Annotated in this window: 9 protein-coding genes; 2 read left to right on the forward strand and 7 right to left on the reverse strand. The window is 43.3% G+C overall.

Translation table 11 applies throughout. The features are described 5' to 3' along the window. Positions 1 to 188: 188 nt before the first annotated feature. The gene (locus J2W55_RS24160; protein ID WP_310102502.1) at positions 189 to 1331 is read right to left on the reverse strand and encodes a FecR family protein; all 1143 of its coding nucleotides are present in this window, start codon (positions 1329 to 1331) and stop codon (positions 189 to 191) included. Between the two features lie 154 nt (positions 1332 to 1485). On the opposite strand from J2W55_RS24160, the gene J2W55_RS24165 reads away from it, so the two are divergent. Next, positions 1486 to 2139 carry an RNA polymerase sigma factor gene (locus tag J2W55_RS24165; RefSeq protein WP_310102505.1) on the forward strand — a complete coding sequence of 218 codons (654 nt, stop codon included), beginning with the start codon at positions 1486 to 1488 and terminating at the stop codon, positions 2137 to 2139. A gap of 66 nt (positions 2140 to 2205) precedes the next feature. Here J2W55_RS24165 and J2W55_RS24170 read toward each other — a convergent pair whose 3' ends face one another. From J2W55_RS24170 to J2W55_RS24195, 6 genes are all read right to left on the reverse strand, one after another. Next, positions 2206 to 3735 (reverse strand): glycoside hydrolase family 32 protein, encoded by a 1530-nt coding sequence (locus J2W55_RS24170; protein ID WP_310102508.1) that lies wholly within the window; start codon positions 3733 to 3735, stop codon positions 2206 to 2208. A gap of 23 nt (positions 3736 to 3758) precedes the next feature. Beyond that, a complete protein-coding gene (locus J2W55_RS24175; RefSeq protein ID WP_310102511.1) occupies positions 3759 to 5291 on the reverse strand; it encodes a glycoside hydrolase family 32 protein in 1533 nt (510 codons plus the stop codon). 95 nt (positions 5292 to 5386) lie between these two features. Further along, complete coding sequence (locus J2W55_RS24180; protein ID WP_310102514.1) at positions 5387 to 7105, reverse strand: RagB/SusD family nutrient uptake outer membrane protein; 1719 nt, start codon at positions 7103 to 7105, stop codon at positions 5387 to 5389. 20 nt (positions 7106 to 7125) lie between these two features. Further along, positions 7126 to 10230, reverse strand: coding sequence for a SusC/RagA family TonB-linked outer membrane protein (locus J2W55_RS24185; protein ID WP_310102518.1), 3105 nt, complete (start codon positions 10228 to 10230; stop codon positions 7126 to 7128). 15 nt (positions 10231 to 10245) lie between these two features. After that, positions 10246 to 11160 (reverse strand): carbohydrate kinase family protein, encoded by a 915-nt coding sequence (locus tag J2W55_RS24190; protein ID WP_310102520.1) that lies wholly within the window; start codon positions 11158 to 11160, stop codon positions 10246 to 10248. 10 nt (positions 11161 to 11170) lie between these two features. Beyond that, the gene (locus tag J2W55_RS24195; RefSeq protein WP_310102523.1) at positions 11171 to 12496 is read right to left on the reverse strand and encodes a sugar porter family MFS transporter; all 1326 of its coding nucleotides are present in this window, start codon (positions 12494 to 12496) and stop codon (positions 11171 to 11173) included. A 353-nt stretch (positions 12497 to 12849) separates the two neighbouring features. Here J2W55_RS24195 and J2W55_RS24200 point away from each other — a divergent pair, with 353 nt between their 5' ends. Beyond that, entirely contained in the window at positions 12850 to 15636 is a 2787-nt protein-coding gene (locus tag J2W55_RS24200) for a substrate-binding domain-containing protein (protein ID WP_310102525.1), read from the forward strand. The last annotated feature ends 42 nt before the right edge of the window (positions 15637 to 15678 follow it).

Consider the following 15678-nt stretch of genomic DNA (forward strand, 5'->3'; position numbering starts at 1 on the left):
AGGGAATCCGCCTGCATGAAAATGCAATATTATCTTTATACATTTGAAAAAAGGTTTAATTAAATTGGTTGTAGAAACAATTGATTGTTACCCTTTTACCTGCTTAACAAAGCAGATTTATTATAACCGGGGGCGCCGCAATCGCTCCTGGTTTATTTGGTAACCTATTTTATACTTTAAAAGTAAGTTTAAGGCATAACGGTTATCCTCCTTCCTTCCAGTTTAAAGTGAACGGTACCAGTTAGTTCCAATGACCGCAACACGCCGGTTACGCTGTCAAACCGGGAAACAGTACCGCCAAAATCCCGCTCATCTATCTTTCCTTTATACACAACTTCAACATCATACCATCGCGATATCTTTTTCATGATGGTTTGGATGTTTTCATTGTCAAATATAAAATAGCCCTTTTTCCAGGCTATGGCTTCTTCGGTATTGATAGTTTGGATATTAAATTTTTGTTGCTGTCCAAGTGTGGCCTGCTGCCCGGGTTTTAACATTGCCTGGCTACCGGCAATTGATAATTTTACCGAACCTTCCAGCAGGGTGGTTTTTATAGCGTCGTCATCGGCATAGGCATTTACATTAAAATGTGTCCCCAATACCTCAATGTTCATTTTATTGACAGCTACTTTAAAAGGCATCTTCTTATTTTTTGCCACTTCAAAATAAGCCTCGCCTGTTAGTTCCACATTTCTTTCGTTCCCGGTAAAAACGGTTGGGAATTTTAAGGACGATGCCGCATTGAGCCACACACTTGTCCCGTCAGACAATACCACCTGGTACTGCCCGCCGCGCGGGGTTGTTATGGTATTATAAGAGGCCACTGGTGCTTTTTCACCAGCATCCTTTACATGATACGCTATTTTACCATCATTTAATTTACCAACAGATGCGCCGCCCTGTTTTGAAAGCACCCCTTTTTTGGAATCGTTAAGATCAATGTTTGAGCCGTCTGCAAGTGTTAAAGTGGCCTTATTAAATCCTGGCAGTACGGGCCCTTTCTTGTTCAATGAAACTTTATTGGATGTATCAGTTAAAGTTTGATCTTTTCTTTCGATCATCCATATTGTGCTGAAAGCAAAAACGGCAATGGCGGCCGCGGCGATCCAATATTTTTTAAAGTTTTTTTTAGGCCGGGAAGTGATTCTTTCGTTTAAATTTTTCAGTATTTCATTCTTGATTTCCTCTCTGTCGCCCATGCCGGCATTCCAGGGCAAGTCCTTCAGCTGAAATCCATCACGATATTCTTCCAGTAATTTTAATTCCTCAGGCGTGCAATTGCCGGACGCGAATCTCTCGTAAAGATCTATAAATTCTTGCTGGGTCATGAAAAAATAACTGGTTGTTCAGGTATAGAGACTTTTTTGCCATGGCACACACATGAAATAAAAAATTATTTTTCATTTAGCGCATTTGACATTAATTGTAATAATTACATTTCATTTACAGGATTAATTTGTCTAATTTTATTTTACCAATTATATGTTTTTAAACAACTATTCCGATTCTGAGTTATGGGAAGCTATAATGCTTGATAACTCAAAAGCGTTTGAAACGCTTTTTGAACGTTATTGGGATAATGTTTACAGCACCGCTTTTTCGTACTTAAAAGACAGGGAAGCTTGTTCAGAAATTGTACAGGACATATTTTTAAATGTTTGGCAAAAACGGAATGTATTCCAGATCAACAGCTTTAAAAATTACCTTACTGCTGCTGCAAGGTATCATGTTTATAAACACCTGAAAGCTAAAAGATCATCTGCTTTACTTTATGTTGATGATTATGAACACGTTAAAGCTTTGCCACAGGGCATTAATGAGGCTGATGAAAATATTACCTATTTAGAGTTAGAAAGCTCGGTTGAAGCATCATTAAATGATCTGCCTAAACGTTGCCGTGAAATTTTCAGGTTAAGCCGCATGGATAATTTAACAAATGACGAAATAGCCAATCAGCTTGGGATATCAAAACGCACGGTAGAAAATCAAATAACCCATGCCCTCAAATTCCTCAGGTCTTTGTTAAAGAACACCGCTATAATTATGCTCATAACCACCATGTTCCCGTTATATAAACACCTATCTCATCCGGCTGATATAAAACCAAACATAGCCATAAAATTGCCGGCGCTTTAATATTTATAACAAAAAAAGCGCCTCCCTCTCACCAGGAAGCGCTTAAATCAACAAAAATCCCAAACTTTATTTATTCCATATAGTGCGCAATGCGCTAAGCTTTAAACGGGTTATACGCAACCCGCCATTGCTTTTTATAGATATATGATCAAAAGGTTTGTTTGGAAAATAAATAGCCGTCATTACCGTAAGTCCTTTATCGGCAAAAAGCTCAACAGATGCGGCGTCAATAACCAGGGTGAGATCAGAACCATTTGCAGTGGCTAACCGCGGCGCAACAAACCGGCCATTAAAATCTTTCTGGAAATCATCTTTACCCGCCTTTGTACGATCAATATAATATTGGTTTGCTTTTTTGTCATAGCCTGCAATCAGTTCTTCGCCCAGGTTATTTGAAATGGTTATCGCATAATCAGTAAGCGATGCTGTATTCATTTTTAAAAGGTATTGCCCGGTGGCATTACCGGCCAGGGCGGTAATATCTGTTACTTTTTTCACCAGCAAATTTTTTCTGCTACGTGTATTTAAACTGATATTGTTAAGTTCGCTTACAGGCACCGATGTTAGCAGGAGCTTTCCCTTAACCTGTTTTAAGCTCAATTCGCGCGGAACGGTCATGGCGTTGCGCCATTTCACCGTGGGTACCTGGTTGGCATATAACCAGTTGCTCATCCACCCTAAAAATATTTTACGGCTGCCGGTATTGCTCCAGGTGATGCCGGCGTATTCATCAGGGCCGTAATCAAGCCACCTGGTAGCTGTATCAATTGGGGTGAATGTTTTTCCATTAAACCCACCCACAAAATATTGTGTTGCCGAGCCGCCGTTGGGTCCACCGGGGTTTAAGTTAACAACGAGCACCCAATAGGTTTTCCCGTTAAGTTTTAAAGGAAAAAGGTCAGGACATTCCCAAACGCCGCCGTGTGCCCCTGTTTTAAGGCCAAATTCGCTTTCTTTTTTCCAGGTTTTAAGGTCAGGCGCCGAGTAAAAAGTAATATGGTCTTTAGTGGCAAGTGTCATCACCCATTTCTTCTGCGGGGCATACCACATTACTTTAGGATCGCGAAAATCACGGATGCCCGGATTTTTTAATACCGGGTTGCCTGTGTATTTGGTCCAGGTGCTGCCCTCATCCAAACTATAGGCTAAACTTTGATTTTGAAAATTTTCCTTGCCTGCCTTTTCTCCCACAGGGTCATGGTGCGTAAATATAGCTACCAATGGTGTTTTCCCGTTTTTACCAAAGCCCGTGGTATTGTTTGAATCAACCACGGCGCTGCCAGAAAATATATAGCCTAAACTATCGGGATATAAAGCTATGGGCAGCTCCTTCCAGTGTATAAGGTCTTTACTTTCCGCATGTCCCCAATGCATGGGCCCCCAGGTGGTACCCGATGGATAATATTGAAAAAACAGGTGGTAGGTGTTATTGTAATAAACCATACCGTTAGGGTCATTGACCCAGTGCTGCTTTGGCGAAAAATGGATCTGCGGGCGATGCGGGTCGGCAACAAATGCAGCATCTTTATCCTGTCCCTTTAACTGGCCGGCAACAAAAAAGCAGCTGCAGATTAAAAATATCTTTTTCAGGTTCATGATTATTGGTTTTTATATTATTATCACCTCAGGTCCCACACTTTCAAGTTTTTGAGTATTGCTTTCCCCTCTGAAAATACGGAAAGCCCGGTAGCATCATTATCAGGGTAGATCATGGTGGAGATCACCTTTTCCCCGTCGTTGCCAAAAACTTCCAGTGATGATTTGTCTAAGAAAATCCTGATCCTCACAGCGCCGTTGTTTGGCTTCATTGGGGCTGTTTGAACTAAGTTTTCAACCGGCTTATTGGCTTTTTCTGATGCACTGCAATCAACATACAGCTCCTGCTTGTCAACATCATAACCAACAATTACTTTTTTTAAATTACTGCCGGCACCATTTTGTGCTGCAACATTAAAACCAACCTTTTTTGATCCGTTGGTTAAGAATTCGGCGTTTATTAAAATAGCATTGCTATCAAATGCCCCCTTTTTAGATAATGTAACACTGGAGTTATTAATAATGACACTCTTTTTAGAAAGCACGCGGCCCTTTGCACGGGTCAACAAACTTTTGCTAACCATTGCCGGCGCATCCTGAAACAGCCTCAACCCTTCGCCGGTTGTTTTTACGGTAAGGTCATGAGGTATTGACATTTGCCCTTTCCAGGGATATGTTTCAGGCCGGCCATTTTGCAGCCAGCCCAGCAGGATCTTTTTGTTTCCCGGTGCATCCCGCCAAGCTATGGCCGCGTAAAAAGCATCGCCATAGTCAACAGTCAATACTTTATCATCCGCATTGTTATTTTTAAAAGTGGTTCCATCAAAATCACCAATATAATATTGCATTAACGGGCCATGCTCGCCACCCGATGAAACAAAAAGCACCCACTTTATTTTTGCCGGATCGTTATCAACTGTTAGCGGCAGTAATGACGGGCACTCCCATCCATGTTTTGTATACCCGGCCGGACCAAAATCGCTCAGCTTTGTCCATTCTTTTAAATTTTTTGAACCGTAAATGCGTACCATGTGCTCATCAACCATGGCCACGGTCATGATCCATTGCTTGGTAGGCTCATACCAAAACACGTTAGGGTCGCGAAAATCCCTTTTGTTAAGATCCAATACCGGGTTGTTGGAGTATAATTTATAGGTTAACCCGTTATCAAGGCTATAAGCTATAAACTGCGATTCCTTTTTTTGTTTTGGCTGGTCGGCCGTAAAAATAGCAATCAGCGGGGCTTTGCCTTTTACACCAAATCCGCTGGTGTTATCCTTATCCATAACCACCGATCCTGAGTATATCCAGGTGGTGGTATCTTGAGTAACCACTTCAGGGATAGCTACCGGCAGGTTTTTCCAGTGTACCAGATCGGTGCTTGTTGCATGCCCCCAGCTCATGTGGCCCCATTTATTTTCAAAAGGGTTGTGCTGATAATATAACTGGAACTCGCCATTTAAAAATATTAGTCCGTTGGGGTCATTTGTCCAGTTTGCCGGGGGCGAAAAATGATAAACCGGTCGCCACTGCGGAGTAGGAACTTTGGTTTCCTGGGCAAATGATCTTAACGCCAAAGCGATAAAAAGCACGCTGATAATATTAACTTTTACCATTATATCTAAAATTTTTACAATTGAAAATAACCTGCTTAAAAGGTAATAACCAGGAAAATAATTTCCCTGGTTATTACTAATGCTTCCCGGTAATTTTACCAGCCCGCGTTTTGTTTATATAATCCTTTACTAAAATTGATCTGGTTTAATGGAATCGGCATATATTCATCCCGGTTCTTTTTAAATATCGCATCCTGCAGGTGCGATTTCCTTGTTTTCTCCACTGCAAAATAACTGTTCATATATTCTGCTGCAATACCCCAGCGCACCAGGTCAAAAAAGCGGTAACCTTCCATGGCAAATTCCAGGCGGCGTTCAAAACGAAGCGCCTGCCTTGCAAAATCCTGTGACCATGTGCAATTAACACCCGGTTTGTAAATATCGATCTTGTAATTGGATATCGCGCTTCCGTTAGCTTGTTTTAATAATGTTTCGCTGTTGGCCGCGCGCTGGCGAACCTGGTTTATCAAAGGCACCGCTTCAAGCTGCCTTCCCATTTCAATCAAAGCCTCCGCTTTAAATAGCAGTACATCGGCATAGCGGATAATAGCCCAGTTTTTCCCGCTCGACATGAACGGAGGGAACTTTTTAAAGGCCGGATCATCAGGCAATACGGTTTCTTTCATGCTTAAATGCGGACCGTAAACCTGCGGTGCACGTGCCCATGAGGTTTGAAAGATAAAGCTTGCCCTGTATTTGTAAGGGTGCCCTGGTGTTGCCACGGTATGATCAATACGCGGATCAAATGAGTTGGTTTTATAATCGCCGGTTGGCTCAACATCCGCGTTATTATAGGTGGCAAACATGGGTAAGCCTGTATTATCTGTTTTAAAAGCGTTTATTAGGTTATTGCTTGGTACGTGAAAACCGCAGCAGCCATATTCCTGGTTCATCGGGTAATCCAGTTCGTGGCCAAAATCTTCGCGACCTTGCGGGGTGCCGTCATTTATTGAATACTGGATAGCGAAAACAGATTCTTTGCCATTTTCATATTGCGAAAGAAAATTGTTGGCAAAGTCGGGCAGTAACGAGTAGCTGCCGGAGTTGATAATATCATCGCACAGGCTGTTAACTTCGGTAAGCCTCGCCTGGTCAATCCCCGTCACATTGTTATTTTCATCCTGCGTATAAGCATGATATAATAATGCTTTGGCCAGATAAGCTTCTGCAGCATACTTGTTGGCCCTGCCTATATCAGATTGTGTTTTTGGCAAACCAGCTACTCCGGCACGAAAATCATCTTCAATTTTCTTCCATAAAGCATCATCGGTTAGTGCCCTGTTTGAAATAGTAGGATAATCAGTTTTAGCAACGTTTTCATCTATATATGGCACATATTTGAATAAAATCTTTAACAGGAAATAAAAATGCCCGCGTAAAAAACGCAGTTCGCCCTGCCTTATGGTCTTATTAGGATAGTCGGCTTCTGATATGGCGTTCACCCTGCTTAATGCATCATTCACACGGCCTATACCCACATAAATACGAAACCATAGCGCATCAGTAGGGCCATAATCCACACGGTTTAGCGAAAATGTTTCATATCCATGAAACTCGCTGATATCGCCTGGGCCATCGCCACCTTTATAAGCATCGCCGCTTCTGATACTGCCATAGGGCCACATGCTGCTGTATGGCGTCATATATTCATCGTTCCCTAAAGCCGAATAGGCTGCGATGACCATTTTATCAACATTGGCCGGTGTATTTAAATCACTGCTCGCGGCTGTACCCTGGGGCACGGTATCGAGTGTTTTTTTGCACGACAGCAGGCAAACACAAATGATGGCTGCTATATATATTTTACTTTTCATGTCTTTTATTTTCTAAATATTTAAAAGGAAAGGTTTATACCCATGGTGCCGATAACAGGGATAGGGTAAATATTATTGGGGTTCTCGGGATCTGTGGCGGTATATGACTTGCTCTTAACGGTAAACAGGTTACTGGCTTGCACATATATCCTTGCCGATTTAACGTTGATGCTTTTAAGCGCGTCTTTAAGATTATACCCCAGTTGGATGTTCCTTAATTTTAAATATGATCCGTTTTCAATGTAATAGGTTGAGGACCGGCCTTCATTATTCCTGTCAACAGTGGTTAATGCAGGGATGGTGGAGCCTGGGTTTTGCGGGGTCCATGCGCTTAACGTTCTCATACCCCAGTTTGCGCCGGGCGCTATAGATGAAAAATCTGTTAAGCCTTTATAAGTATTATACTCCTGAACACCCTGTACGCCTTGTAAAAAGAACACCAGGTCAAATTGGCGGAAACTTATCGAAGCGTTCAGGCCATAAGTAAAGTCGGGGTCTGTTGTGCCTAAAAACTTTTGGTCTTTACTATCAATTATACCGTCGCCATTTAAATCCTTGTACCTGATGCGGCCCAAACCTTTACCCGGCTGTGTGGCAGAGTTGTCGACTTCTGCCTGTGATTTGAACAAGCCGTCGGCAACATAGCCGTATATAGAGTTAACTGACCGGCCCAGGATAGTTTGGTCGGTTCCATTACCCGGGTACGAAGCTATGGCGTCCTGTGGCAAACTGGTGATCTTGTTGCGGTATGCGGCTATGTTACCGGTTAAGGTAAACGAAAGATCATTTGATACCCTGCCGCTATAGTTTAACAAAAATTCAAAGCCCGTATTACGTACCGACGCGGCGTTGATAGTGCGATTGCCCGCTTCGCCTAAAACGGCAAGGTAGGCCGGGGTAAGCAGGATATCTTTAGTGGTCTTAACAAAATAATCGGCCGATCCGGTAATGGTATTATTGAACAAGCCAAAGTCCAAACCAAAGTTTGATTGTGTGGTGGTTTCCCATTTCAGGTTATCATTACCTTGTTGTATTTGCGTAAAGCCCGATGGCAGCTGACCGGTACCCGCGCCGGTTATATCATAAGCCGATCCGGACTCATAGCCAAAAATGTGATTAACGCCGTAAATGGCCGAGTAAAGGGTATAAGGAGCATAATACGGACTTGCCTGGTTACCCGTCTGGCCGTAAGAATACCTTAATTTAAGATCAGATACAGCCGAAATATTATCCTTTATAAAACTTTCCTGACTTAAACGCCAGCCCACCGAAACTGAAGGGAAAACACCATACCTGTTATTCGCTCCAAACCTGGAAGAACCGTCCCTTCTTACCGTAACAGACGCGAGGTATTTATCATCATACGAATAATTGGCTTTACCAAAATAAGACAGCAGGGAATAATTACCGCCTGAGCCGCCATTATCAATATTGGTTGACCCTGAACTTAAATAGGCATAATCAATATTTTCCTCGCCTACCCCCTGCCTGGTTCCGTAAAAGCCCTGGTTTATATATTTAAGCTCTTCCTGGCCGGCTAAAACGTCAAGCTTGTGTTTGCCTTTATTTAAATTATAGGTTAATGTGTTGCTGAATATCCAGTTGCCTTCATAATTGGCATTGGTATTTACCAAATTGGTAGGGTCTGACAAAAACCCCGACACGTATGATTTACGCAAAGTACGGGCATAATTACCGTTGTAGTCGGCAGAGATGCTGGTACGAAAGTTTAGCCCTTTAATAATGTTCAACTCGGCATAGGCATTACCCAGTATGCGGCCAAAGTTGTTTTTGTTCTGTTTGTTATCCTCAATAAGCCTAACCGGATTTTGCCTGTCGGCCATGCCCGGGCCGGGACCGCCCCAGCCTATGCCGTCAATGGTGTGCACCGGAACGGCAGGCTCTTCAATTTGCGAAAGACTGGTAACATCGCCCGTAGGGATCAGTACATCTTTCATATAAGTGCCGGTAAAGGTTTCGCCGATCTTTAAACGGTTATTAAAAAAGTTGTATTCGGAGTTAAAGCGCGCGGTGATCTTTTGGTCGTGTGTTTCTTTAATTACGCCCTTGTTGTCATAATAACTTACAGAAAACAGTGAATTGCCCTTTTCATTGCCATTGGCCACCGACATGTTGTATGACTGAATAACCGATGTTTGGCCAATTTCATCAAACCAGTTGGTATTGGCGGGCTTCATGGTTTTGGCGGCATCCAAAAACTCAGGCAGTATCACCTGGTTAAGTACCGGATTGTTGTAATCTTTGTTCCAGTCGTATTGATAGGTCTGGTTGAGGTTTGGATCTAATTTATCATTTACAGACGCGCGCCAGTAAGCCTCGCCGCGCTGCTGGGTATTTAATGTTTTTAATTTGGTGGTATAAAACTGCAATGAGGTCGACGCATCAAAATTGATACGGCTGTAACCGGCTTTTGCCTTTTTGGTGGTAACAATAATTACCCCCGCGGCAGCGCGCGAACCATAAATGGAAGCCGATGCGGCATCTTTCAGTATTTGTATCGACTCAATATCGCTTTGATTTATTTCCTGTAAACCACGCTGGGTTTGCACACCGTCAATAATATAAAGCGGGTCATTACCCGGAAGGCCCGGCAGCGGTAGTGTGGTGTTACCGCGTACCCGCACTGTCGCGGTTCCGTTTGGAGAGCCATCTGAAGTAATGAACAAGCCGGGTACCCTGCCCTGTAATGCTTTAATGGGGTTACCTACGGGGATATCTTTAATTTCACTTACATTCACAACAGCAACAGCTCCTGTAATGTCTTTCTTACGTTCTTTTTGATAACCGGTAACAACTACCTCATTCAGGTTGGAGTTTCCTTCCAGCGTAACCTGTATATTTTTGGTATCGGCGGCTACCTTAATCGTTTGAGTATTTAGGCCAATGTATGAAAACTTTAGTGTTTGCCCATTAACAGCCTGTATGGTAAACTTCCCGTCCTTATCTGTTAATGCGGCTTTTTGTGTTTCAACTACCACAACGGTAACAGCTTCTAACGGGCCGGCCGACTTATCGGTTACCCGCCCTGTAATACTCCGGGATTGCCCGAACCCCTGCAATGCCATAAAGAGCATTACAAAGGCAATTAGTAATAATTTTCTCATAATTAGTGTTTGGTTTTATTGTTTAAATATTTGGATTTTGAAATTCAGGTACTCTTCTAACTGGTAATCGGGGCAGCCGCCTTTTTTGGTGGCGATGAACCCACCCATGGCTATGGCATTTTTTAATATGGTTTGAGGCTGTTCGCCCAGGTAATGGTTTGCTATGAACGCGGCTAAAAAAGAATCGCCGCTGCCTATGGTATCGGTAACCTTAACTTCGCGGCCGGCCACATGAAAGGCTTTATCCTGCTTATAATATGAAGCGCCGAACTCGCCCTTGGTAACCACAATTTCGGAGATGTTAAAATGGTCCTGTATAAACTTAACCTGTTCAGACTCCTTCCAGAACGAACCCCTGAAAAGCCCCTGCACCATTTCCAGCTCGGCCTGGTTAAACTTTACTATATCGGCTTTGCTCAACAGGTCGGCAAGCAGGTCGCGGCTTATAAAGGGCGGCCTCAGGTTAATATCAAATACCTTAATAGCATCATTTTCCAGTAGCTCAAAAAGCGTATTGCGCGATACACTGTTCCTTGAAGCAAGGCTGCCATAAACCAGATAAGTCGAAGGCTTTATCTGGCTGCTGATACCCTGACTGTCATTTATAAAATCCCAGGCTACCGGAAAAACTATCTCGTATGATACCTCGTTGCCATTATTCATTTTGGCCAGCACCTGGCTGGTAGGGTGTTCATTATCAATTTGAAGCAAATGCTTTTTTATGCCCCAGTCATCAAGCAGGTTTTCCAGTTTTTGCCCGTTGGCATCATTCCCCACCTTGCTTACCAGGCTGGTTGGTACCCCCAGCTTATTCAAATGGTATGCTACATTGAGCAATGCCCCGCCGGGCTGCGGCCCGTCTGGCAAAACATCCCAAAGAATTTCGCCATAGCAAATGGCCGGTGTAAGCGTATTGGTTTGTGCGTTCATAATCATATTTTTAGTGCATTACCATGTTTGTTTCAATCTGCTCCAATGATTTCCCTTTGGTTTCGGGCATAAACTTCCACACGAACACCAGCTGAAGCACCATCATGACCCCGAAAAAGGAAAATGTTGTTGCCCCGCCCAGTGTTTCGGCCAGGTAAGGGAAGCAAAACGCGATGAGCGCCGCCATGATCCAGTGCGTTGAGCTGCCCAGTGTTTGTCCTTTGGCACGTACCTGGTTCGGAAATATCTCTGAAATAAATACCCAGATGACCGCTCCCTGCGAAAAGGCAAAAAAAGCGATGAAAACCATCATGTATATGGGTATGGCAAAACCACCTACATGCCCCGAATAAAATGTGAAGGCTACCAGGAATAATGAACTGATAAGCCCTACAGACCCTATCAGCATGAGCATACGCCTGCCAACCTTATCAATAACATTAATGGCAAGCAGCGTAAATATAAAATTGATGAGGCCGAGGCCTACGGTAGAAAGCAGGGACGAATGAGCGCCCAGGCCGGCCATTTCAAATATGCGCGGCGCGTAATAAATGATAGCATTAATGCCCGATACCTGGTTAAAGAATGCAAAAAGCATAGCCAGCACCACCGGCGTTTTGTACTGGCCCGAAAAAAGGTTTTCGCTTTTACCGGCGTCATTCAATTCAGAATTTTTGATGGCCTCCAGTTCCTGCTCACAATTAAGCGGATTGATCACCCGTAATATTTCAAGGGCCTTGGCAGTTGCGCCTTTTTTAAGGATGAGCCATCTCGGGCTTTCTGGTATAAAACGTATGAGCACCAAAAACAGCAACGAAGGGAAAGCCTGCACGCCCAGCATCCAGCGCCATGAGGCCTCGCCACCCTGGCTGATGAGATAATTGGATAAATAGGAAACTAATATGCCCAATACCACATTGAACTGGAACAAGCCTACCAGCCTTCCGCGGCGGTCGGCCGGCGAAACTTCTGATATATAGATAGGGGCTGTAACCGATGATATGCCTACTCCCAAACCTCCCAGCAACCTGAATATTAAAAACAGGTACCAGTTATCGGCAAGCGAAGTACCTATTGATGATAATAAATAAGCAGCGGCCACAAAATACAGCGTGTTTTTACGCCCAAAAGCGTCTGATGGCCTGGCGCCGAATAATGACCCGATAACAGTACCTATTAAAGCAATTGAAATGGTAAGCCCGTGCTCAAATGCCGAAAGATGCCAGTATTGTTGAATTGATTTTTCGGCGCCTGATATCACAGCGGTATCAAACCCGAACAGAAAGCCACCCAGGGCTACGACCATGGACCAAGCCAGGACGGAATGTTTTCTCATAATAAAATACTAAAGGTGTTATTGGATTTACTGTCGCAAAGTATGTCAATTGGCCAGGCGCCCGTTATTGATTTTGTACCAAAAAAGTATAAAAATTAAACCTTATACAACTAATTGATTATCAACCAAATAAATTTTATAGTCACGAAATTAAAATCAAAACCTTCGGTTTTGTTACCTGTTACTTTCAGTTTTGTTACATCGGGTTGCCTGCCGTACAATTCTGAACAGGGCGCGTATTTGTATTGTAAAAGCATTTATTGATACCTTTACTTTAATAGCCTTAAAAAAGGCGTCATAAACCAGTAACATAAACCTGTAAATTACTTTTCACCTTTATAATAAGGGGGCTAATGACTTTTCAAATTAAATGGTACGCTAAAAACATGCTGACGAAAGCCATGCTGATCGTGATGGTCATGCTCATGGCAGTCGGCTGTAAAAAGGCCGACAAGACATCTCAATACACCATAGGTTTTTCACAATGCATAGGGTCAGACCTGTGGCGCCGCACTATGCTTGATGAAATGAAGATGGAACTGTCATTGCATCCCGATGTGAAATTTATTTATACCGATGCCGGCGGCAACAGCCAAAAACAAACAGAACAGGTAAAAAAAATGCTGGATGATGGCATCGACCTGCTTATTATTTCGCCAAATGAGGCCAAACCGCTTACCGATATTGTGGAGCAAACTTATAATAAGGGCATACCGGTTATCGTGATCGACCGTAAAACATCATCGGCTTTGTATACAGCCTATGTAGGTGCCGACAATTACCAGATAGGCCGTATGGCGGGCGAATATTTAGGATCGGTACTAAAAGGAAAAGGGAACGTTGCTGAGGTGATGGGGTTGCCGGGCTCCTCGCCTGCTATTGAAAGGGACCGCGGCTTTAATGATGGCATAAAAAAACACCCAGGCATACATATTACGGTACAGGTATATGGCGACTGGCTGAAAGCAAATGCCCAAAAACAGCTAATTAAAATTGAGCCTGCCTTAAAAAACGTAAACGCCATATTTGCCCATAATGATGTAATGGCATCGGGCACGAGGGATGTGCTTAATAAACTTCAGATAAGTAAAGGGGTTAAGGTATTGGGTGTGGATGCTTTGCCGGGCAACGGCGGCGGGCTGCAAATGGTGGCATCTAAAATAATTAATGCCAGCCTTCTTTATCCAACCGGCGGTAAAGAAGCCATCACAACGGCGTTCAGGATACTGAACAAGGAATCTTTTACGCGCGAAAACCTTTTGCAATCAGTGGTAATTGACTCCACCAACGTACAGTTGATGAAACTGCAATGGAGCAAGATCAATAGCCAGCAAAAAGATATTGAACGGCAGCAATCATTATTGGAAGAACAGCGCCAGATCTACAATAACCAGCAGGTTATTCTGAATGTTATTGTCATAACGCTGGTGCTGGCCATTGTATTTGGCGGACTTGCCTTTTACTCGCTGATGGAGAACCGCAAGATCAATAAAAGCCTGGAAGCCAAAAACAACGAAATATTGTTGCAGCGCAACCAACTGATAGAAATGTCGGCCAGGGCCGAGGTGGCTACCGAAGCCAAGCTCAATTTTTTCACCAATATATCGCATGAGTTCCGTACGCCGCTTACCCTGATCCTTTCGCCCGTTGAAGATATGATGGGTAATGAGAAGTTGAATATTATTGCCGGTAAAAGCCTAAAACTCATCCATAAAAACATATTCAGGCTATTGCGCCTGGTAAACCAGCTTATTGATTACCGCAAAATTGAGTATGATAAACAGCAGATCAATTCATCGCTCAGTAATATCGTAGAGTTTGTGCGGGATATTATGAACAGCTTTAGCGATAATGCCCAAAAACGCAACATCAGCCTTACCCTAACCACCAGTGAACCGCGTATTATGGTTTGGTACGATGCCAATCTGCTCGACAAGGTGTTCTTTAACTTAATATCCAACTCCTTAAAATTTACTAATGACAATGGCCGGATACACATCAGCCTGCATAAGAACGACGATGATACCATTGATATAGCCGTACAGGACAACGGCACAGGCATGGAGCCCGAAGAGGTTGCACATGTGTTTGAGCAGTTTTACCAGGCCGATAACAGCGCTTCAAAGGGCTCGGGCCTGGGGCTGGCGTTATCAAAAGAAATTGTTACGCTTCACCATGGCACCATTACCGTGAATAGTAAAAAATGGCAGGGAACCACCTTTACCATTAAACTCCCGCTGCTGAGCGACCAGCTTGAACAACAGGAACAAGCAAATATCAAAACAAACCATGCCCAAATTGAGGAGCGTGCAAAAATATATGTTACAGACCTGGAAGAGCCCGTTATAAAAAACGAAGAGCAGCAATTTGGCACACCAAAAGAACAATCTATTTTGATTATAGAAGACAATAAGGACCTGCTGAATTACCTGCAAGAAAAACTGGGTGAAACCTATGAAATATTTACCGCCGATAACGGAACAAGCGGATTGACAGAAACATTTGAACGCGTGCCCGACCTGATCATATCTGACGTGGTATTGCCCAGCATATCAGGAAAAAACATCACCCAAAACCTTAAAACCGACATGCGCACGTCGCACATCCCTATCATTTTGCTAACCGCGCAAAGCAGTGTTGAACAACAGATAGATGGCATGACCAGTATGGCCGATGCCTATATTGTTAAGCCTTTTAACTATGATCACTTACTGGCTACTATAAAAAACCTGCTCAAAAACAGGATAATACTCAAAGAGCATTTTACGAGCGATGTAACCGGCAGCAGCGTACCGGTATCAAAAAACCTGGATAAAAAATTCCTGAATGATTTTGCCGGTATTGTTGAGCAAAACCTGGCTAACGAAAACTTTAATGTTGATGAAATATGCAAGCTGATAGGCATTTCGAGGATACAGCTTTACCGCAAGGTTAAGGCATTGCTTGGCTGCAGCATTTCTGATTATATTTTGAACCGGCGATTAAAAAAGGCGAAGTATTTACTGATAAACGAGGGGCTGCCTATATCCGAGATCACTTATATGGTAGGGTTCTCTACCCCTAATTATTTCTCTACCGTTTTTAAGGCAAAATACGGCTGTACCCCAAGCGAATATAAACGCAAGCAGCAGCACTCTTAAACCTCTTTCCTTCTTGTCATCCTGAGTGAAACGAAGGATCTT

It is taken from the genome of Mucilaginibacter pocheonensis (assembly GCF_031456535.1).
Lineage (GTDB): Bacteria > Bacteroidota > Bacteroidia > Sphingobacteriales > Sphingobacteriaceae > Mucilaginibacter > Mucilaginibacter pocheonensis.

What these genes read in the sequence shown, in the direction of transcription:
- J2W55_RS24160 (WP_310102502.1), bottom strand. Translation starts at nt 1,331, where the DNA reads ATGACCCAGCAAGAATTTATAGATCTTTACGAGAGATTCGCGTCCGGC.
- J2W55_RS24165 (WP_310102505.1), top strand. Translation starts at nt 1,486, where the DNA reads ATGTTTTTAAACAACTATTCCGATTCTGAGTTATGGGAAGCTATAATG.
- J2W55_RS24170 (WP_310102508.1), bottom strand. Translation starts at nt 3,735, where the DNA reads ATGAACCTGAAAAAGATATTTTTAATCTGCAGCTGCTTTTTTGTTGCC.
- J2W55_RS24175 (WP_310102511.1), bottom strand. Translation starts at nt 5,291, where the DNA reads ATGGTAAAAGTTAATATTATCAGCGTGCTTTTTATCGCTTTGGCGTTA.
- J2W55_RS24180 (WP_310102514.1), bottom strand. Translation starts at nt 7,105, where the DNA reads ATGAAAAGTAAAATATATATAGCAGCCATCATTTGTGTTTGCCTGCTG.
- J2W55_RS24185 (WP_310102518.1), bottom strand. Translation starts at nt 10,230, where the DNA reads ATGAGAAAATTATTACTAATTGCCTTTGTAATGCTCTTTATGGCATTG.
- J2W55_RS24190 (WP_310102520.1), bottom strand. Translation starts at nt 11,160, where the DNA reads ATGAACGCACAAACCAATACGCTTACACCGGCCATTTGCTATGGCGAA.
- J2W55_RS24195 (WP_310102523.1), bottom strand. Translation starts at nt 12,496, where the DNA reads ATGAGAAAACATTCCGTCCTGGCTTGGTCCATGGTCGTAGCCCTGGGT.
- J2W55_RS24200 (WP_310102525.1), top strand. Translation starts at nt 12,850, where the DNA reads ATGACTTTTCAAATTAAATGGTACGCTAAAAACATGCTGACGAAAGCC.